The 19,507-nt window shown below is 37.7% G+C and carries 19 protein-coding genes and 2 pseudogenes; 13 read left to right on the forward strand and 8 right to left on the reverse strand.

The window, feature by feature from the left end; translation table 11 throughout:
- Positions 1-186 precede the first annotated feature (186 nt).
- The 5 genes from PING_RS06700 to PING_RS06720 all read left to right on the forward strand — a co-directional run bounded on the left by PING_RS06700 (position 187) and on the right by PING_RS06720 (position 4,428).
- Positions 187-1,269 carry a phosphoribosyltransferase domain-containing protein gene (locus PING_RS06700; RefSeq protein ID WP_011769660.1) on the forward strand — a complete coding sequence of 361 codons (1,083 nt, stop codon included), beginning with the start codon at positions 187-189 and terminating at the stop codon, positions 1,267-1,269.
- Entirely contained in the window at positions 1,270-2,031 is a 762-nt protein-coding gene (locus PING_RS06705) for an HAD family hydrolase (protein ID WP_011769661.1), read from the forward strand. It begins immediately after the preceding gene.
- Positions 2,024-3,133, forward strand: coding sequence for a cysteine protease StiP family protein (locus PING_RS06710; protein ID WP_011769662.1), 1,110 nt, complete (start codon positions 2,024-2,026; stop codon positions 3,131-3,133). Before PING_RS06705 ends, PING_RS06710 begins: the two co-directional genes overlap by 8 nt.
- Positions 3,134-3,161: 28 nt before the next feature.
- Positions 3,162-3,770, forward strand: coding sequence for an HAD-IB family hydrolase (locus tag PING_RS06715; RefSeq protein ID WP_011769663.1), 609 nt, complete (start codon positions 3,162-3,164; stop codon positions 3,768-3,770).
- A 202-nt stretch (positions 3,771-3,972) separates the two neighbouring features.
- A complete protein-coding gene (locus PING_RS06720) occupies positions 3,973-4,428 on the forward strand; it encodes a tellurite resistance TerB family protein (RefSeq protein ID WP_011769664.1) in 456 nt (151 codons plus the stop codon).
- Positions 4,429-4,763: 335 nt separating this feature from the next.
- On the opposite strand, the pseudogene PING_RS06725 reads toward PING_RS06720, so the two are convergent.
- Positions 4,764-5,178 (reverse strand): annotated as a pseudogene (locus PING_RS06725) (GreA/GreB family elongation factor).
- Between the two features lie 39 nt (positions 5,179-5,217).
- Between PING_RS06725 and PING_RS20460 the strand changes: the two are divergent.
- The 5 genes and pseudogenes from PING_RS20460 to tesB form a co-directional block, all read left to right on the forward strand.
- Positions 5,218-5,344, forward strand: a pseudogene (locus tag PING_RS20460) (IS1595 family transposase); the annotation flags it as partial.
- Between the two features lie 362 nt (positions 5,345-5,706).
- Positions 5,707-8,169 (forward strand): bifunctional aspartate kinase/homoserine dehydrogenase I, encoded by a 2,463-nt coding sequence (gene thrA, locus PING_RS06730; protein ID WP_011769665.1) that lies wholly within the window; start codon positions 5,707-5,709, stop codon positions 8,167-8,169.
- A 1-nt stretch (position 8,170) separates the two neighbouring features.
- Positions 8,171-9,127, forward strand: a complete 957-nt coding sequence (gene thrB / locus PING_RS06735; RefSeq protein WP_011769666.1) for a homoserine kinase — start codon at positions 8,171-8,173, stop codon at positions 9,125-9,127.
- Positions 9,124-10,401 carry a threonine synthase gene (gene thrC / locus PING_RS06740; protein WP_011769667.1) on the forward strand — a complete coding sequence of 426 codons (1,278 nt, stop codon included), beginning with the start codon at positions 9,124-9,126 and terminating at the stop codon, positions 10,399-10,401. The genes thrB and thrC overlap by 4 nt, the downstream gene beginning before the upstream one ends.
- Positions 10,402-10,475: 74 nt before the next feature.
- Positions 10,476-11,345, forward strand: a complete 870-nt coding sequence (gene tesB / locus PING_RS06745) for an acyl-CoA thioesterase II (protein WP_011769668.1) — start codon at positions 10,476-10,478, stop codon at positions 11,343-11,345.
- 95 nt (positions 11,346-11,440) lie between these two features.
- Here tesB and PING_RS06750 read toward each other — a convergent pair whose 3' ends face one another.
- Positions 11,441-11,647, reverse strand: a complete 207-nt coding sequence (locus PING_RS06750) for a site-specific integrase (protein ID WP_157035316.1) — start codon at positions 11,645-11,647, stop codon at positions 11,441-11,443.
- A gap of 624 nt (positions 11,648-12,271) precedes the next feature.
- Between PING_RS06750 and PING_RS06755 the strand changes: the two genes are divergently transcribed.
- Positions 12,272-12,796 (forward strand): hypothetical protein, encoded by a 525-nt coding sequence (locus PING_RS06755; RefSeq protein WP_011769670.1) that lies wholly within the window; start codon positions 12,272-12,274, stop codon positions 12,794-12,796.
- 309 nt (positions 12,797-13,105) lie between these two features.
- Here PING_RS06755 and grcA read toward each other — a convergent pair whose 3' ends face one another.
- Positions 13,106-13,483, reverse strand: a complete 378-nt coding sequence (gene grcA / locus PING_RS06760; RefSeq protein ID WP_011769671.1) for an autonomous glycyl radical cofactor GrcA — start codon at positions 13,481-13,483, stop codon at positions 13,106-13,108.
- Positions 13,484-13,711: 228 nt separating this feature from the next.
- A complete protein-coding gene (locus PING_RS19800) occupies positions 13,712-13,876 on the reverse strand; it encodes a glycyl radical enzyme family protein (protein WP_011769672.1) in 165 nt (54 codons plus the stop codon).
- Between the two features lie 283 nt (positions 13,877-14,159).
- Here PING_RS19800 and ung point away from each other — a divergent pair, with 283 nt between their 5' ends.
- Both ung and PING_RS06775 read left to right on the forward strand, forming a co-directional pair.
- Positions 14,160-14,810: a uracil-DNA glycosylase gene (gene ung / locus PING_RS06770; RefSeq protein WP_011769673.1), complete on the forward strand. Its 651-nt coding sequence runs from the start codon at positions 14,160-14,162 to the stop codon at positions 14,808-14,810.
- Between the two features lie 79 nt (positions 14,811-14,889).
- Positions 14,890-15,429, forward strand: coding sequence for a hemerythrin domain-containing protein (locus PING_RS06775; RefSeq protein ID WP_011769674.1), 540 nt, complete (start codon positions 14,890-14,892; stop codon positions 15,427-15,429).
- Positions 15,430-16,180: 751 nt separating this feature from the next.
- On the opposite strand, the gene ruvX is transcribed toward PING_RS06775, so the two are convergent.
- The 4 genes from ruvX to rsmE all read right to left on the reverse strand — a co-directional run bounded on the left by ruvX (position 16,181) and on the right by rsmE (position 19,063).
- A complete protein-coding gene (gene ruvX / locus PING_RS06780) occupies positions 16,181-16,618 on the reverse strand; it encodes a Holliday junction resolvase RuvX (RefSeq protein ID WP_011769675.1) in 438 nt (145 codons plus the stop codon).
- 80 nt (positions 16,619-16,698) lie between these two features.
- Complete coding sequence (locus tag PING_RS06785; RefSeq protein WP_011769676.1) at positions 16,699-17,292, reverse strand: YqgE/AlgH family protein; 594 nt, start codon at positions 17,290-17,292, stop codon at positions 16,699-16,701.
- 52 nt (positions 17,293-17,344) lie between these two features.
- The gene (gshB, locus tag PING_RS06790; protein ID WP_011769677.1) at positions 17,345-18,301 is read right to left on the reverse strand and encodes a glutathione synthase; all 957 of its coding nucleotides are present in this window, start codon (positions 18,299-18,301) and stop codon (positions 17,345-17,347) included.
- A gap of 33 nt (positions 18,302-18,334) precedes the next feature.
- Positions 18,335-19,063 carry a 16S rRNA (uracil(1498)-N(3))-methyltransferase gene (rsmE, locus tag PING_RS06795; RefSeq protein WP_011769678.1) on the reverse strand — a complete coding sequence of 243 codons (729 nt, stop codon included), beginning with the start codon at positions 19,061-19,063 and terminating at the stop codon, positions 18,335-18,337.
- Positions 19,064-19,507 lie beyond the last annotated feature (444 nt).

The raw sequence follows: 19,507 nt of genomic DNA on the forward strand, positions 1-19,507 counted from the left end.
TATTAACAATGACTCAATATAGAGATACTGATTCGCCTAGCGTATGCGCATTATTTTAATGAGAATAGTCACTCATATTGATCCATTACAGAATATCAATCCAGTTTAAATTTTAGAGTAATACTCTTTAAGCAGATAAATGAGTGCGGCTGGCTTATGTGAAAAATCAAATTAAGTAAATACACTATGAATTACAATTTTGAAACTCAAGCGGGACTTATTTCACTTGATGTACTAAAGACAAAAAAACCAGTTGAAGAATTATTAACCTTTGCTTGCAGACAAAATCCGAAGCGAAGTTTTATGCTTGTCAGCAAAGTGCTTGGTCGTTATGTTCCCACTAAACCTAATGTAATGAGGGAAGTTTATGATTCATTATCTGAGTCTCTTGGGGAAGATCAATTAACTTATGTTGTGAGTCTTGCTGAAGCTGCAACGGGACTCGGGGGAGGGGTTGCAGATAGCTTAGCGCGAGCGCAACAAGAAAATGTCTATTTTCAGCATACGACGCGTCATAAATTGAATCGACCTTTGTGGTTTTCTCTTGATGAAGCACATAGTCATGCGGTCAATCATATGTTCTATGCACCTAAAACAGCGTTGCTTGAAGGCATCATTCAAAGTAAACGTTTAGTGATTGTGGATGACGAAATAACTACAGGCCGCACCATTAAATTACTTATCAGCGGATTATTAAAATATTTAATGAATATCGAAGAAATTGTCATTATTTCATTAGTTAATTTGGTTGATAGAAAACAGAGTTTATCCATCACAGATTTTAATATTCCCATTCGTTATGTGTCCTTAATGGAAGCTCAAATATCAATGGTGAAAAAAGATACTTTTAAGCCCGAATTGCCAGGAAATGCAGATACAGGATTATGTGAAGCACAATCATCGGATGAACTCGGGCGCTGCGCTATGTTAATGCCCTATTCAGGTGGTTTGCCAAGTATTACTTCATCAAAAGAGATGACCATTATCGCTAATGGTGAACATCAATATATTCCCTTCCTGATTGCTGAAAGACATGAACAGGCAGGTTGTAATGTGCTCTATCAATCAATTAATCGCTCTCCTTTACTCCTAGGGGAATCTATTGAGAAGAAGCTATCTTTTTCTTTTGACAGCAGTAAAGTTGAACATTATCTTTATAATTTTGAAGAAGGTAATAGAGACGTTTACGTATTGCTGGAAAATGAAAGTGCAAGAGAGTCGCATGAGTTTGCAAGTCTATACCCCTTAACAAAGTGTGAGGTCTTCTAAATGACACAGTCATCTCGCATATTTGTCTTCACAGATTTAGATGATAGTTTGTTTAGCAGTAAGAGAAAACATACAAAAACGGCTGATAGTCAGATAACCTCTGTTAACAAACAGGGTGAAATAGAATCCTATGCAACGCTTCAACAACAAAAATTAGTGCAGATGTTAGCGGCTTTGAAAGCCTCCTTTATTGCGGTAACAGGACGAAGAACGAGTGCCTATAAGCATTGTATTATTGATCAAGTAACAAACAGTGAGTATGCCATTGTTTCTCATGGTGCGCTGATATTAGATAAAAAATCTGCATTATTGCCCTGCTGGATTAATTATTTAAATAACACTTATGATATGAAACATTGGCAGAAGAAGCTGACTCAGGCGCATTGTCAGCTAATCAATTATTTTAGCGCTATGAATTGTGAAGCCCGTGTTCGTTTGATTATCGATCATGATATTTGTACTTATATTTGCATAAAAATTCCTGCTCATCAGCATCAGGAAAGCTTGTTAGCTAAGATTAATTTGCATCTTAAGCAACTTGATTTTAGCATTCATGGCAATGCCGGTAACTTCGCCGTATTACCCCCTTATGCGAGTAAAGAACTAGCGGTTAACTACTTGATAAAAAAGCTAAATATATCTGATAAAGACGTGGTTTTCGGGATCGGTGATAGTGTGTCTGATCTCCCCTTTATTCGAAATTTAGATTTTGCTATCTTTCCTAAATCCAGCCAAATAATGAAAGCTATCTCCCATGTTTAATAATTTATACTCCGATAAAATCCCTTTATTGGGCAGCTACTGCGCAGAAGATTGTTTATTTCTGTTAAAAAACATCAAACCTAAATTTTATACTATTGAAGACAAAGAACGGTTAATTCAAACTGGTGTAATGCATTACTCAGAAATGGTGAATCAAGAAAGCGCACCATCGAAAGAGTATTTAGATCTTTTTTTAAGCCTGACTAAGCAATACAAAAAACGCCTGGCGGTTGAAGTCTTACAATTAGCCAAAAAGATAGTTGAAAATCGTGATGGTGATATCTGTATTCTTTCTTTGGTACGTGCAGGCACCCCCATTGGCGTGTTATTAAATCGAGCAATTAATGAATATGCCGGGGTCAATTCACAGCATTATTCAATTAGTATTATTCGGGATAAAGGCATTGATGAAAATGCACTGGATCACCTTATTTTTAATCAAAAAATAAAACCCGAAAGCATTGTTTTTGTGGACGGTTGGACTGCAAAAGGGGTGATGACGGAAGAATTAAAAAAAGCGGTTCAGCATTATAATACGCGCCGCAACCTCAACCTATCTGAACAATTATTTGTTATTTCAGATATCGGCGGAACAGCAGACTTTTCGGCTACCTTTGATGATTATGCGATACCCAGTGCGCTAATGAATTCGACCGTGAGCGGGCTAATCAGCCGGTCAGTCTTGAATGATCAAATAAATGCGGATGATTTTCATGGCTGTATTTCATATTCTCATTTAGAAAATGATGATCGTTCAAACTGGTTTGTTAATCAGATTTCGGATTGTTTTAAGTTAAGCGATTTTCAAAACCCATCACAAAATAAATCACTTTTGGCAACAACTCGGCAGTCAATGACGCGATTTTTTTTGAAAGAAATGATGCAGCAGCATCATGTTTCTAATAAAAACAGGATTAAGCCTGGTATTGCAGAAGCGACAAGAGTCATGCTTCGCAGGGTGCCTGATTTATTAATTGTGCAGGATAAACTTAGCCCGAGTACAGTCCATTTATTAAAACTGGCAAAAGAGAAAAATATTGATGTTGTTGAAATGAATGATATGCCATTTGGTGCATGTGCATTAATTAAAGACGTTAAATAAGTTTTACGCCCGCAAAAAGAAGATAAAAATGAAAATAGCACTGTTTGATTTTGACGAAACATTAATTGAAGAAAATTCATTAAATTTCTTATTTAAATATTTTTTAGGTAATACACCATTAGCTATACAATTATTACCCTTGTTGTTTAAAGCTTCCACTTATCAGCAGGGGATTAAGGTATCAATAAAAACGTATTTATACAAAAAATCGTTAAAAGGAAAAACACGGGAGGAGCTTTTTACGGCTGGTGTAGCGTTATTTGATAAAGTCACTCCAATTATTGAAGTGGTTGATCTTATGATAAAATTAGATGATGCCGGCATTGAAATATGGATTGTGACTGCATCACCAGAGTCTTATATAGCCGGTATTGTGCAGCAGCTAGGCTGGCCCGTTAAACGAGTGATCGGTACTACTATAATAGAGCAGAATGGCATACTAACGGGTGAAATTGAAAGTGAATGCCAAGAGCAAGAAAAAGTTGTTCGATTAAACAGCATTTTTAGGGGCAATGACGAGCGTTACGACATTGTTCAGGCATTTGGTAATTTACCGGTCGATATTCCCATGTTAAAAATGGCTAATAATAGCTTTTACGTGTTAAACGAGGTTGTGAAACCATTTAATGTGGAGTAGGTTACTGATACGGTTATCATTATCTGAATGATAACTTCAGATGTATTTTTTTTGCAGGGAAGCCTTTCATTTATTTGAATATAACAGCTGCAGAATCAATAGTTAGTCATTGTGAGATAGGGCTATTAAGCGCCTCTTGTCTTTGATGACAACACAAAATAAAAAATTTTATAATATTACTTAGCAAAGAGAGGATACTAGCATGGGATTATGGGACAATTTTAAAGGCAAAGCAGAAGAAATGAATGAAGGCTTACAAAAAAATATTGGTAAGTTTAAAAACCAAAAATTTTCCGATGCTTCAATGGCAATGTGCGCTTTAGTTGCTGCAGCTGATGGCGATATAGATGCTTCAGAACGCAAAAAAACAGCGGCGTTTATTATGAGTAATGAAAGTTTACAAGTATTTGATGCTGCCGATTTGAAAGTTAAATTTGATTTCTATTGTGATAAATTAATCGCAGATTTTGACTTTGGACGTATTGATGCAATACAGGCGATAGGTAAATTAAAAGGTAAGGATGATCAAGCACGTGCCTGTATCCAGCTTGGTATCGTGATTGGTGGTGCTGATGGCGATTTTGATGCAGATGAGAAAAAAGCCGTTAAAGATGCCTGTCTTGCCGTTGGCATTAATCCTTCTGATTTCGACGTATAGACGTATAACAGAACCGATTGTTAATGCGGTGCTGGTGTTGGGGGTAAATTATATTTTGATAAACTTACACCCAACTCTTTTATAAGGACAGAAAATTTCTGTGTGCACCGCTTTTTAATTTATCTTCCAGCGCTAAGTACTTACTGGAAAGGTTTCTGATGTTAAAGAGCGCTTTTATTGAGTAAACTGCATTCAAAATGCAGGGAAATTATTGTAATAGTACTTAACACTATCGGGTGTTATTGCATTTGGAAAGGACTTGCTGCCAAAGTAGATGGGTAAGTTAACAAATCAATATATCCTCTATTTACCCACTTCTGTTAAATTAAGATGAACTAATACAGTTCATAATCAATTTTATTAATAACCCACTCTTTTTCACCCTTTGGCGTTTCAACAACAAACTTATCATCCACTTTTTTTTAGCATTCCACACGCTATAGGGGAGTCGATAGACATACAGTTTTTAGTATCATAGATTTCATCAGGGCCGACTATCTTAAAACAAAGTCGTTCTCCACCCTCATTTTCAATTTCAACGATTGGACCAAAGAAAACGTTTCCGTTTTGCTAGGGGGAATAGTCAATGACATTAAGTTCTTCTAATCGTTTTCTAAGGTAACGCACTCGGCGATCGATTTGTCTTAATATACGTTTATTATAAAAATTGGGTCTTTTATCTTTCCATAAATAATCATGTTCTTCCTGTCGTTTTTTATAACCAGCAGGTGTTATTAATTTACTTTTCACTGTTTATTGCTGCTATATCGGATAGATTATAAATATTAGAATAGAGTAATAGATAAAATTTATCATATTCAAACTGTTAATGAAGCGGTTGCTCACTTTTAAAGGTAAAATTGATGGTAAAAGAGGAGCCATTGCGGCAAAATATTTAGCACATTATCCAGCTTAGTTTAGGGGAAATGATTTAATGCTTCATTCTCTGCAAACTTTAAACAGGGGCAAGCATAAAATGGAACAAAGCTGATTCAAAAGTCAGGCCAAGTTTATTCGCTTTGTATAAAAACAGCATTACCAAACAGTCAATTGTTTCCGTCAAGATAAAGCTTTGTTATGATAGTACCATCGGATTCTTTAATATTTATTAAAGCAGCAGCAATAATACTATGTTTTGTACATTATTTTATCAATTTAACTTCTTTTTTGCAGAGCGCTTAAATAACGCCTCTGTTTTTGTTCTATTTATTAAATAAATCATCGTCTTTACAAAACCCGCATTTCTGCGGGTTTTGCGTATCATAACAGGGAGTATCAATGCGCGTACTTAAATTTGGCGGGTCATCATTAGCAAATGCCGAACGTTTTAATCAGGTTGCTGATATTGTTATTAATAATCAGCAGCAATCTCAAATTGCTTTAGTTTTATCTGCACCGGCGGGTGTCACCAACAATCTAGTCGCTGTTGTTGAAAAAACCAGTATGGGTATATCTTCAGAAAGCCACTTAATTGATATTCAAAATATTTTTGCTGATCTCATCAAAACACTGAAGGGGACTTATGCAGAGTTTGCAGATGAATTACTGGAAACTATTTTTGAGCGTGAATTGTCACATTTAAGTGATTTGCTTGAAGGTGTGCGTTTGCTAGCACAATGCCCTGCCAGTATCGAAGCTCAAATATTAAGCAAGGGTGAATTGCTTAGTGTCGCCTGTATGAAGCAATTGTTAATCGCTAAGGGTCATCAGGTAGAAATCATTAAACCACAAGAAAAGCTTATTTCTTACAAAGGTGGTTATCTTGAAGCGCAAATCGATATTGACGTTTCCCGTGCATTGTTTGAAAAAGAAACCATTGTCAAAGATGCTATCTACTTGATGCCTGGTTTTACAGCAGGTAATGAGCAGGGTGAAACACTTGTATTAGGTCGTAACGGCTCGGATTACTCGGCTGCTGTGTTAGCGGCTTGTTTAAAAGCTGAATGTTGTGAAATCTGGACCGATGTTGATGGTGTATACAGTTGTGATCCGCGTTTGGTAAAAGATGCAAAATTATTAAGTTCGTTAAGTTATGCTGAAGCCATGGAGCTTTCATATTTTGGTGCTAAAGTATTACACCCTAAAACGATTACCCCGATAGCGCAGCACCATATACCCTGTTTAATAAAAAACACCTATAACCCGCAAGCAAATGGTACTTTAATTGGAGTAGAACATGGCGATGAGGCATTGCAAGTGAAAGGTATCTCTGATCTTAAGGGGCTCTCCATGCTGAGTATCTCAGGACCCGGGATGAAAGGCATCGTTGGCATGGCGGGGCGTATATTCACGACCGTCTCACGTTCAGGTGTGTCGATTATTTTGATTACGCAATCATCGTCTGAATACAGTTTAAGCTTTTGTATTCACTCTAGTGAGACACAAAAAGCCTTGTATGCATTAAATGAGGAGTTCTCTTTAGAATTTAAAAATCATTTATTAGAGCCTATTGATGTGGTTGAAAAGCAGGCTATCATATCACTGGTTGGTGATGGCATGAAAAAAGCACGCGGGGTGGCCGCGCGTTTTCTAACCGCCTTAACGGAAGCTTCTATTAACATTACTGCGATTGCGCAGGGTTCATCTGAGCGTTCTATTTCAGCGGTTGTATCAGAGGAAAAAGCAAAAGAAGCGGTCATCGCTTGTCATCAAAACTTTTTTGGTAGTGTGCAATATATAGATATGTTCCTTATCGGCTGTGGTGGGGTAGGATCAGCACTGGTTGATCAAATACATCGTCAACAGGCTTACTTATCAGAACGAAATATTGAAATTCGCGTCTGCGGCATTGCCGACAGTCGTAAGATGTTAATGGACGATCAAGGCATTCAATTAAGCAACTGGCGTGAGTTATTAGCCACTGCAACAGAAGAGTTATCCTTGTCCAGTATGCAATCTATGGTCGATGACTCACATATTATTAACCCTGTCATTGTTGACTGTACCAGCAATGATGCGATTGCCGCGCGTTATGTTGACTTTTTGGGCGCGGGTTTCCACGTTGTTGCTGCCAACAAAAAAGCCAATACTTTCAGTATGGATTATTACCACCAACTGCGTTTAACCGCGTTAATGAAACGTCGTAAATTCTTGTATGATACCAATGTTGGCGCAGGTTTGCCGGTCATAGAAAATATGCAAAACCTGTTTAATGCGGGCGATCAGTTAGTCAAGTTTAACGGTATATTATCGGGTTCATTGTCATTTATTTTTGGTAAACTGGACGATGGTAAGAAATTTTCCGAGGTAACCGCAGAAGCGCGTAAGCTTGGTTTTACTGAGCCCGATCCTCGTGAAGACTTAAGCGGCACGGATGTCGCGCGCAAACTGCTTATTTTAGCACGTGAGGCAGGGATGGAATTATCGCTTGATGATGTTGAAATTGAACCTGCATTACCACCTGGTTTTGACGAAACAGGGAGTGTTGATGAATTTATGACTCGCTTGCCGGAGGCTGATGCTTATTTTGCTGAATTGCAGGCTAAAGCTGACGAAAATGGTCAAGTGCTACGCTATATTGGCGGCATTGAAAACGGTAAATGTAAATGCAGTATTAAAGCGGTCAATGAAGATGACCCGCTTAACAAAGTAAAAGACGGTGAAAATGCATTGGCATTTTATAGTCAGTATTATCAACCTATTCCATTAGTTTTACGTGGTTACGGTGCTGGATCAGAAGTGACTGCTGCGGGTGTTTTTGCCGATGTATTACGTACTTTAAATTGGAAACAGGAGTTTTAAGATGAGTGTTGTGGCATATGCTCCAGCGTCGACTGCAAATGTTAGTGTAGGTTTTGATGTATTGGGAGGGGCACTTACCCCTATTAATGGCGATTTATTTGGTGACCGGGTAAAGATATCAAGCAGTGATATTGCTTTTTCACTCGACTGTGTTGGCCGTTACGCTCATAAATTACCCGTAGATTTTAAATTGAATATTGTCTATCAATGTTATTTAGGTTATCAGGCAGCATTAAAAAAACTGAATCAAAAAATATTGCCGGTTAAAATGACGCTTGAGAAAAATTTACCCGTTGGCAGTGGCTTAGGCTCGAGCTCTAGTTCAATTGTTGCCGCATTAGAAGCATTAAATGCATGGCATGATTACCCTATTGATAAAACGACTCTACTTCTTTTAATGGGCGAGATGGAAGGACAAATCAGCGGTAGTATACATTATGATAATGTTGCTCCCTGTTACCTTGGCGGGATGCAGTTGATGATTAATGAAGGTGGGGTTATCAGCGAAACGCTGCCTTCCTTTAAAGAATGGTATTGGGTCGTCGCCTACCCGGGGATAACTATTTCAACTGCGGCTGCACGAAATATTTTACCTGCGCAATATCGTCTCAGCGAAGCCTTAACCTATGGTCGACGTTTAGGTGCCTTTGTCCATGCCTGTCACACTGCTCAGCCTGAGCTTGCAGCCAAAATGCTCAAGGATGTTATTGCTGAGCCCTATCGCTCACAACTTATTCCAGGTTTTAAAGAAGCGCGTCTTGTGGCAGAGCAAAGCGGGGCATTAGCGATGGGTATTTCGGGTTCAGGTCCCACAGTATTTGCGGTAATGACTGATCTTATCCAAGCGCAATCATTACAACATTGGTTAACAGAAAATTTTCTTCAAAATGATGACGGGTTTTGTCATATTTGCCATCTCGATGAACAAGGCGCACGCGTGTTAGGAACAGAACTATGAAATTATACAACATCAAAGACAACAGTGAGCAAGTCAACTTTCAACAAGCTGTTAAGCAAGGTTTAGGACGTGGCCAGGGACTTTTTTTTCCAAAAGAAATCACGCCTCTTGATAATATTGATGCACTTTTGAAAATGAATTTAGTTGATCGCTCGACTGAAATTTTATCTCACTTAATTGGTGATGAGTTAAGTAAAGAAGTGCTTCACAGTATTGTATCAAAAGCTTTTACTTTCGATGCGCCGGTAAAAAAAGTGACGGATAACATTAATGCCTTGGAACTTTTTCATGGTCCAACCTTAGCATTTAAAGATTTTGGCGGTCGTTTTATGGCCCAGTGTTTAGCCGAATTTAAGGGAGACGATAAAATTACTATTTTAACGGCAACCTCTGGTGATACTGGTGCCGCTGTTGCTCATGCCTTTTTCAATATGGAAAACATTAATGTTGTTATTCTGTACCCAAAAGGAAAAATCAGCCCGCTGCAAGAAAAACTGTTCTGTACATTAGGTGGTAATATTACCACTGTCGCTATTGAAGGCACCTTTGATGATTGCCAAACAATGGTTAAGCAGGCTTTTGATGATCAAGAATTAAAGCAGGCCGTTGGCCTAAACTCAGCAAATTCAATCAATATTAGCCGCCTGCTGGCACAAATCTGTTACTACTTTGAAGCCCTGGCGCAGCTATCTGCCGCGCAGCGCAATAATTTAGTTGTTTCTGTACCCAGTGGTAATTTTGGCGATTTAACTGCGGGTTTGCTCGCTAAATCTTTAGGGTTGCCGATTAAACGTTTTATCGCAGCGACCAATGAAAATGATACGGTTCCCCGTTACCTGGAGGAAGGAACTTGGACGCCTAAAGCGACGGTTGCTACGATTTCAAATGCGATGGATGTCAGTCAGCCCAATAATTGGCCACGTATTGAAGAATTATTTAAAATACAAGGTTGGTCACTATCAGAACTTGGGTACGGCATGTTAAACGATGCACAAACGCGTGCCAGTCTGCTTGAATTGGATAATTTAGGTTACTTATGTGAACCTCATGGCGCAATTGCTTACGCTGAACTTACTAAACAATTAAAAGAAGATGAAACAGGTTTATTCTTGTGTACAGCGCATCCTGCTAAGTTTAAAGAAAGCGTAGAAGATATTTTAGGGCGTGATATTTTCATTCCGGAAGAGCTTGCTTCTCGTGCGAATTTAGATTTATTATCAAAAGAATTTCCTGCTGATTTTGCAATGGTTAGAGCACTATTGATGTCTTTGTAATAGTATTTGTAAATAAAAATAAGATTTGTAAATAAAAAAGGGCGGTTATTAACGCCCTTTTTTGGGGAGCTAAAATGAGTAAAGTACTAAAAGATCTTCTAAGCCAGTTGAATTTAGAAAAACTAGAAGAAAACTTATTCCGTGGTAATAACCAAGATCTTGGTACTGGTAGAGTTTTTGGCGGACAAGTTATGGGTCAAGCCATTTCAGCTGCCAAAGACACCGTCAGTGAAAATAGAAATGTGCATTCTTTTCACTCCTATTTTCTGCTTGCAGGAGAAACTGACAAGCCCATTGTTTATGATGTTGAGCGTATTCGTGATGGTAAAAGCCTTTCCACAAGGCGCGTTAAAGCTGTTCAAAATGGCAAAGCTATTTTTTATATGACCGCGTCTTTTAAAAATAGGGAGCATGGTTTTGAACATCAATTAGAGATGCCCGATGTGCCAAAGCCTGAAGATTTAATTTCAGAACAAGAGATGTCATTGCTGCACACGGATACATTACCAGAATCGATACGTGATAAACTTATTTCTGAAAAACCGATAGAGATGCGGCCTGTCACCTTTGTCAATCCGAGTAATCCTGAGGTTGAGTCTGCTAAACGATTTATTTGGTGCAGAGCCAATGGAAAAATGCCCGATGATTTACGTATACATCGCTATTTATTAGCATACGCGTCTGATTTCAACTTCCTGCCAACCGCATTACAGCCCCATGGTGTTTCGTATTTATCGCCTGGTATGCAGGTTGTTACCATCGATCATTCTATGTGGTTTCATCATGATTTCCGTTTAGATGACTGGTTATTATATGTCGTTGAAAGTCCGGCTGCATCGGATGGATGCGCTCTGGTAAAGGGACACTTTTATACAAGAGAGGGAAAATTAGTTGCTTCAACGATTCAGGAAGGCTTGATTCGCCAAAGAAAGGTAAGAGTGTAAACTAAATAAAAATGGAAGGGACTCACCTTCCTTTTATCCATCTTTAACAAAGGTTTTGATTTAAGTCAGCCTTACATCTCTATTAGTTATTGGACTTATGCCTCCGCTCCAATAACAGATCTATCAATGTCGGTGGAATATAAAGCAGGGTGACCTAATAATTCCTCAACCGTACGGATATCAGTTCTATTTTGTAACAAGTCTGTGCCAAAATAATGCCAAAATACCTTTACTAACACCTGTTTTTTACTGCAATGCTTAGCTTTCTTGTAAAAGTCAAAGTATGCCAATAATTTCTGCACTAGAACACCCCATTTATGCTCGCTTTCTCCAAATAACATGCAAAATAGAAGTTACTTACCCGTTACCAGTAAAGCTAAATAGTTATTAACTATTTAGCTAATATATTCGCTCCAAGAGAGCTAGAAAGCTAAGTCGCTTTCACCTCCAGCGAGTTAGAAAATTAAATAATCTATTACCACTTTTCTGCACGCTTCACATGAAAAAGCGTGCCTGAGTGACAAAAGGCAAAAATGTTCCCATGTGTACATTATATGGATACCTGATAAACAAGTTCCACATTCTTAATACATTAACATCTTGAAAAAAGTAATTATTTCATTGTAGTTTGCATTTATAGAGATCTCTATAAATACAAATGCCTCATTCCCCCAAGATAAAGATTCAATGTACAAATCATTATATATGCCATCTAACTGTTTTATTGCTTGTTCTGGTCTAATCTTTAACGATAAAAAAAAATTTTAAATGTGTATTATTAAGAATGCAGATTAATGCACTATTAGCTTTAAAAAAGAAATTTAGTACAACGAGATCTCTTAAATCAAAACGTCCGCTTTCATCCATTAGTAGATATTATGGAAATGAGCAATACCCTAAAAATCACTCTTTAGGTCATAAATACAATGCGATTCATTAAATTTGGAAGATGTATATTAATCTTTTCTGTTTTAGTCGGATGCGTTCCAAATGCGACTGTTTATTATAAACCTCTTGTTGATGTTGAAAGTACACATGAAAAGTCGCATTGCGTACCGACTGAAAAATATGTCAATTTCATCATAAAAACAAAGGATCAGACATTAAAAGTCAGAGGTTATGGAAATACATATTCAACTTCTCATGGTGAGGTAAGCGAAGGACAGTTCGTAATATATGGAAATTGGAATGAAATCAACTTCAAAAACGAAGATTTTTATATTACGGCTCCTGCTATTAATGACAAATCTAAACCAATACAGATATATGGAGAGGTGCATGATTTTGATGGTTATTCATCATTTAATTCTGGTGCTGTTTTCCCCAAACAGGATGGAGATAGTTTCGATGTAATTTTCCCTTCACTGATAATTGATGGTGAAGAAGTCAAGCTTCCAACGCTTCATATTAAAAGAACGGTTTGGATAGGAATTAGTCCGTTTAACTGTTAACACTTTTCTTTATAGCTGTATTGAAGAAGTGTCATTTCTATTTGATCAAGTCCGCTTGGGTAGAAAGCCGATCATTATAAGCTAATAATGGGCTACGTTGCCATTTTATTCACCTGTAAATATTCCTAAGCATTTAGTAAATAAAACAAAAAATAACGAATTTTTTTACCAACAAGGCGAGAGAGGAGTTATCCACGAGAATTAAAGTGTTCTAAAAATGGGTATTCGCTTTAAAAAATGCCGTTCACATTAACTGATCGGCATTAATAATTTATTCAGCTTTTATTGGTATTAACTTAAGTAAACCTATTAAAGGCTTTCTGTAAAGGTACGTGTTAATACGTCTTGCTGTTGCTCTGGCGTCAGAGAGTTGAAGCGTACAGCATAACCCGATACACGAATAGTCAACTGAGGGTAGTTTTCTGGGTGCTTAATAGCATCTTCTAACGTCTCTCTTTTCAGAACGTTTACGTTCAGGTGTTGACCGCCTTCCTGTGCTTTAGGCGCTTCGATAGCCACTTCACGAGACTCGTATTCACCTAGCTCAGAAGCAGGAACAACCTGATCTTCTTTGTATTGAGCAGGAGCAACTAAACAGCGAGCTTCATTCTTTTCGTTATCTATCAGCCAGATAGAGTTTAATAAGTTCTCGTTATCTGATTTTGTAATTTGAATGCCTTGGATCATGATTTTCTCTCCTATTTGTGGTTTGATTTGTTATGACTTAACATGCTTATATCTTGAAAACGATGACTAACAAAAAACATGTGCTTACCTTATGGTTTTATGGCTAGAAAAACCCTTTAAATTTAATGGGTTTTGATGTCATAAGTCATGCTTTTTAGTAATAATGCTGTCCAATATTAAGTGCGGTGTCGACCTTCTTGGGCCGCGGGAGCCTGAATGGAAACTTTTTTATTCTATCTCACCCAAGTCAGCAAGAGATACAATCTGATCTTCAGCATAATCGTCGTCTTTAACATATAAACAACCTGCCTGCCCATTCGCTTCGTCTAATAACCAGAAAGAATTAAGCAGATATGTATTTTTAAATTGAGTTATTTGGAGCCCTAAAGCCATGTAAAGCTCCTTAATTTTGGGTGATAAAAAAATGTAATAAAGTTACAATCTTTGTTGGAGATTTAAGGTGTTATTAAATAAATCTGAATTAATTATATGTGGTGTATTGATTTCTGTAAATTAATATATCCCTATTTTAATTGTGGCTTATTGATCTGAATCATTGCAACGTTAGCAGTTTGCCATTCTGTCACCAAAATATTGTATTGGATTCATTTTCGTTGTTAAATAACCAAATTTTCATCCATAATAATTTTTGTCAATATAAAATAAAGAGGAAAATATGAGCTGGAAGAAATTTATTACACAGCAAGAATCGATGGAATATTACAATGCTCTTCAGGCATTTTTAAAATCTCAAAAAGAGTTAGGAAAAAATATTTATCCGCCTGAGCATCTTGTTTTTAATGCATTTAATTTAACTCCGTTAGAAAATATTAAAGTGGTTATTCTAGGGCAGGATCCTTATCATCGCGAAGGGCAGTCCCATGGTCTTAGTTTTTCGGTGCCAGAAGGTATTAAAATTCCACCTTCACTGCGTAATATTTATAAAGAATTATCCACTTCTATCGAAGGCTATAAAATACCTGAATCAGGCAATTTAGCGCATTGGGCAAAACAAGGTATTTTACTGTTAAATTCAGTGTTAACGGTGGAACAGGCAGATCCTGGCTGCCATGCAAAAAAAGGATGGGAAACCTTCACTGATAATGCGATTAGTGAAATAAATAATGCGCGTAGTGGTGTGATATTTTTATTGTGGGGAAGTTACGCCCATAAAAAGGGAAGTCTAATAGATAAAAATAAGCATACGGTTTTAACCTCAACACACCCCTCGCCTTTGTCTGCATATCGAGGATTCTTAGGTTGTAAGCATTTTAGTCAAGTGAATGACATATTGGCTGAACGGCGGGAACAATTAATTATCTGGTAATGTGACATAGTTCTGCGCTTTATTCTCGTTTAGCTGATATAATTATGATCTTGAATTTATAAATTTATGAGTATCTATTATGCTGTCTACTATCCATAAAGATCATATTAATATTAGCAACCTGTTAAGATTGTTAAGGGAAAAAGTTAAACTTTTAGAAAATGATCAAGGGGTAGATTATCGCTTAATGAAAGCGGTAATTACATATTTAAGAAATTATTCTGATAAATACCATCACCCGATGGAAGATATGATCTATGAATATTATTTGAAATATCGCATTGTTTCCGATGAAGTTGCCAATCGTTTATCTCTAGAGCATCAATTGGTAAAAGAAATTACTATCGAACTGGATGAATTGTTAGATATGATTTTACTTGATGCCGTTGTGCCCAAAGAACAGTGCATTGAAAAGTTAAACAACTTTATAAAATTACAGATGGCGCATATGGCCTATGAAGAACAAGAAATATTGCCTAAGATTGAAGCAAGTTTAACAGAAAAAGACTGGCAGATTCTTGAACAACAGTGGCAGCATCAGGGCCACATTGATCCGTTATTTGGTGATAAAGTTGCTGATGAGTATAAAAAATTATCTGAGCGTATTAAGCAAGGTTAATCCTTACAATCCCTCATAATAAACCGATAAAGACCATTTTACTCTCTATCAGGATGGTTTTTAATGATTAAAATTGTCATACAATAAAGCGTATGACAATCATCCTCTATTACCCTGCAGCATCTAACTCCTTGGTTGTTATAGCAATCTGTAAAACTAATTGATCTGTTTTTATATTTTTAAGTGTTTTTTAAAACGCGCAGGAGCACAACCGTCTTTCCCTAAATAACAATCCAGCGTCATTCTCGTCGGTCACTTAATCTGGCAGTTAAAAATTTGTCAGGAAAAAATTTGAACGTTGGAATTTACGACAACGACCCAAAAGGCTTAGGGTAGAACGCCCGGAGTCATTTACGGCAGTTCAGTGTTATGAACGGGTAAACTCTGTGTGTGCTTTACAGTGTACATAACGTATAGCAGGCTCAGTGTCTAAAAATAAATTTTGCCTTTGTTCTTTGGAACCTGTGGACTTTTTTGCGCATAAATGTGGTCCTTCGGGTTAATCTAAAAGATTTTTCGCCAGGTTGATTAAAATAACTATGTTGCTCTTCTCATATCTTGCTCAGAATACTTTTAGATAGCATGAGATCTGTACTCGACAGATCAGCAGGCAATAGTGTGCAGTTGCTTGATTTCTCAATCAATGAGGAGCCGGGATATCTTAATGAAGAAAACAGACTGTCCGTTAGAGCAACTTACAATCTGCCTTTAGGTATTTTCGCTTTTACCAGTGGGTTTATTAATAAAACGCTTATTGATAAAAGTTTTCCATCCAGCTTTCAAGAATAAGAGCGGCTGATACGCTGTCAATTTTTCCTTTTTCAAGGGCTTTATAGCCGCCATGTGTAAAGATAAATTCTTTTGCACTGGCTGTGGTTAAACGCTCATCCTGTAAGGCAACTTTAACACCAAAGCGACCATTTAAACGGTTGGCAAATTTTTTGGCGCGTTGTGTAATGGGCTGTTCGCTGCCATCCATATTCAGGGGTAAGCCTACAACAATTAAGTCAGGCATCCAGTCGCGGATCACTTTTTCCACAATATCCCAGTTTGGAATACCGTCATTTGCTTTAATGGCTGATAATGGCTGAGCGGTTGCGGTGATCATTTGACCGGTTGCGACACCGATACTTTTTGTACCGAAATCAAAACCTAACAGGTTTGAAGGTGATTTTAATGGTTCAGTCATGTGTGTCCTGGCTTAAAGGGTATTATTACCGGCTTTTATAAAAAATAGCTGTAAGGAATTTGATGGTATTGATGACTCGGTTATGCGTGACCTATCTCAGTTGATAATTGTTCTGGATGTATCCCTAGCCGTTGTAATGACTCAATCCAACGTTGTTCAACGGGTGTGCTGAATATTATGTCATTTTGACTTTCCATGCTGATCCAATGGTTGTCATTCATCTCTTTTTCTAATTGTCCAGAGCTCCAGCTTGCATAACCCAGTGTCACTATATATTCTTCGGGCTCATTTTCAGTACCCAGTGTTGATAAAATCGCATTGGAGTTGGATACCATCAGTTGGTCATTAAGTTTGGTACTTTGTGAATTATCTGTAACGGGAGAGTGTAATACAAACCCTCTTTCAAGCTCGAGTGGCCCGCCTAAAAAGACAGGATTCAGCAAGGGAGGTTCGGGATAATGGTCAATACTATCTACATTATTTAATAATTCCTGGAGGGTTAATTTCACGGGAAAATTAATAATAAAACCCATTGCCCCTTTTTCGTCATGTTCACAGATATACACAACGGAATGTTTGAAATAAGGATCATTCAAAGAGGGCATGGCAATTAAGAAGTGATCCTTAAGCGTGTCGAGCACTTCCGTCGAATTATTAATTTTTACGCTTTCCATATCACGGCTCCTGATGATTACCATACTTTTAGTATGGCAAAAATTACAAAGATTACTGTTTTTTTGTGATGCGTTTTTCGATTGCATCCATTAACTTAGCACTGATATTGGTGCCATAGGCATTATCGATTTCCTGTATACAGGTTGGGCTAGTCACATTTATTTCTGTTATTTTGTTACCTATAACGTCCAGTCCAACAAAAATTAAGCCTTTCTCTTTCAGTTTAGGGCCAATAGTATTAGCAATATGCCAGTCGCTTTCAGAAAGTGGCTGTGCTACACCGCGACCACCGGCTGCTAAGTTACCACGCGTTTCACCTAATGCTGGAATACGTGCAAGTGCATAGGGCATAGGTTCGCCATCAATGATTAAGATACGCTTATCACCCGCCGTTATTTCCGGCATAAAGACTTGCGCCATGCAGTAGCGTGTTTGATGCTCGGTTAATGTTTCGATGATCACGCCAACATTGACATCATCTTCTTTAATTCGAAATATTGAAGCGCCGCCCATACCATCAAGTGGTTTTAGAATGACGTCTTTATGTTTTTTATGAAATTCCCGAATTTTTAGACTATTGCGTGTGACTAGGGTTGTTGGTGTGAATTCACTAAACCATGCGGTAAATAGTTTTTCATTAGCATCACGCAAACTTTGCGGCTTATTAACAATTAAGCAGCCTTCTTGTTCTGCGCGTTCGAGCAGGTAAGTTGCATAAATATATTCAGTGTCAAAGGGAGGATCTTTGCGCATTAATACCGCATCAAGATCAGAAAGCGGATGATCGATCGCATCTTCAAGTTGATAAAAATTATTGGGATCGCGCTGCACTGTTAGTTTTTTACTGCTTGCAAAGCAGCGGCCATTTTCTAAAGACAGATCCTGCATTTCTAAATAATACAGTTCCCAACCACGGGATTGTGCTTCCAATAACATCGCAAAACTAGAGTCTTTATGAATTTTAATATCTTTGATTGGATCCATTACGATCCCAATTTTAATGGTCATTTTATTTCCTATTTATCAGTCTTGCTGAGCATTCTATGCAAGGTCGCCAAAACGACATTGTAATGCAGTAATTGCACTGAGTGCAGCGGTTTCTGTGCGTAAAATACGCGGGCCTAATAATGTTTCTGTGAAGTTTAATGTTTCGGTCAAGGTTACTTCTTGATCGCTTAAACCACCTTCTGGGCCGATCAGTAAACGAATACGTTTGATTTCCGGCGGTAAGGTATTAATTGAATATTTAGCGCGTGGATGCAGTGTCAGTTTGGTGGCCTGCTCCGCACTTTCGCACCAAGTTGTTAATGCTTCGGTTTCATGAATCACCGGAATGATATTACGACCTGATTGCTCGCAGGCAGCTAGCGCTATTTTTTGCCACTGCTGCTGTTTTTTAGCCATGCGCTGATCATCGAGTTTAACACCACAACGCTCGCTTAATAACGGTGTTATTTCATTAACACCTAACTCTACCGCTTTTTGAATAACAAACTCCATGCGATCGCCACGCGAAATGACTTGCCCTAAGTGCAGATGTAATGGACTTTCATTATCCGTTTGATTAAAGGAATTTATCAACGCCGTGCAACTGCGTTTCTGCGCACTAGTCAAAGTCGCCTGAACCTCTCCTCCAAGGCCATTAAACAGAATTATTTGTGCGCCAGGTCTTAAGCGTAAAACATGGATATGTTGGATCGCATCTTTTGAAAGATTGACTTCAGTGGCAACGGTTAATGTTTGTGGATCATAAAAACGAGGAATTCGCATAATTATTATGTTTAGGTAGCGGGAAATAGTACCAAGTATAACGTGAAAAGAGGCGATAAAACTATGCTAAAAATTTTTTTATCTAATCAACTCCGATAAAAAGATGCTTGAATAACACCATCGGCGACTTTAAACATAAGTCAGATGTTTGAGTTACCATGGTTTATTTTTAACTGCGCTTTTAAACCGCAGTACTTAAGGCCGTTTCCAAAAAATACAACCCGAAATTAATCAGATTGTTATAACGTACTGGCGGGCATCCCAAATTCAGGGCTAGTATCTTGCGGTTTGTTATATATATTGAATATCGCGCAATAGCTTGTCAGCTTAAGGTTGTAAAATATTAACTTCAGAAAAATTTTCTAAAACATGAATGCCCATCTGATAATTTTCTGTTTATTTATGCAGGTTAAAATAGATGCCAGCTCGGCATAAAACATTACT

Origin of the sequence: Psychromonas ingrahamii 37 (assembly GCF_000015285.1) — a bacterium.
GTDB classification, from domain to species: Bacteria; Pseudomonadota; Gammaproteobacteria; order Enterobacterales; family Psychromonadaceae; genus Psychromonas; species Psychromonas ingrahamii.

Bases quoted from the DNA above. Each gene is read 5' to 3' on its own strand.
- PING_RS06785 (WP_011769676.1), bottom strand. From the start codon at position 17,292: ATGGAAAGCGTAAAAATTAATAATTCGACGGAAGTGCTCGACACGCTT.
- thrC (WP_011769667.1), top strand. From the start codon at position 9,124: ATGAAATTATACAACATCAAAGACAACAGTGAGCAAGTCAACTTTCAA.
- grcA (WP_011769671.1), bottom strand. From the start codon at position 13,483: ATGATCCAAGGCATTCAAATTACAAAATCAGATAACGAGAACTTATTA.
- PING_RS06700 (WP_011769660.1), top strand. From the start codon at position 187: ATGAATTACAATTTTGAAACTCAAGCGGGACTTATTTCACTTGATGTA.
- PING_RS06755 (WP_011769670.1), top strand. From the start codon at position 12,272: ATGCGATTCATTAAATTTGGAAGATGTATATTAATCTTTTCTGTTTTA.
- PING_RS06710 (WP_011769662.1), top strand. From the start codon at position 2,024: ATGTTTAATAATTTATACTCCGATAAAATCCCTTTATTGGGCAGCTAC.
- PING_RS06775 (WP_011769674.1), top strand. From the start codon at position 14,890: ATGCTGTCTACTATCCATAAAGATCATATTAATATTAGCAACCTGTTA.
- PING_RS06720 (WP_011769664.1), top strand. From the start codon at position 3,973: ATGGGATTATGGGACAATTTTAAAGGCAAAGCAGAAGAAATGAATGAA.
- PING_RS06705 (WP_011769661.1), top strand. From the start codon at position 1,270: ATGACACAGTCATCTCGCATATTTGTCTTCACAGATTTAGATGATAGT.
- tesB (WP_011769668.1), top strand. From the start codon at position 10,476: ATGAGTAAAGTACTAAAAGATCTTCTAAGCCAGTTGAATTTAGAAAAA.
- ruvX (WP_011769675.1), bottom strand. From the start codon at position 16,618: ATGACTGAACCATTAAAATCACCTTCAAACCTGTTAGGTTTTGATTTC.
- gshB (WP_011769677.1), bottom strand. From the start codon at position 18,301: ATGACCATTAAAATTGGGATCGTAATGGATCCAATCAAAGATATTAAA.
- rsmE (WP_011769678.1), bottom strand. From the start codon at position 19,063: ATGCGAATTCCTCGTTTTTATGATCCACAAACATTAACCGTTGCCACT.
- thrA (WP_011769665.1), top strand. From the start codon at position 5,707: ATGCGCGTACTTAAATTTGGCGGGTCATCATTAGCAAATGCCGAACGT.
- ung (WP_011769673.1), top strand. From the start codon at position 14,160: ATGAGCTGGAAGAAATTTATTACACAGCAAGAATCGATGGAATATTAC.
- PING_RS06715 (WP_011769663.1), top strand. From the start codon at position 3,162: ATGAAAATAGCACTGTTTGATTTTGACGAAACATTAATTGAAGAAAAT.
- thrB (WP_011769666.1), top strand. From the start codon at position 8,171: ATGAGTGTTGTGGCATATGCTCCAGCGTCGACTGCAAATGTTAGTGTA.
- PING_RS19800 (WP_011769672.1), bottom strand. From the start codon at position 13,876: ATGGCTTTAGGGCTCCAAATAACTCAATTTAAAAATACATATCTGCTT.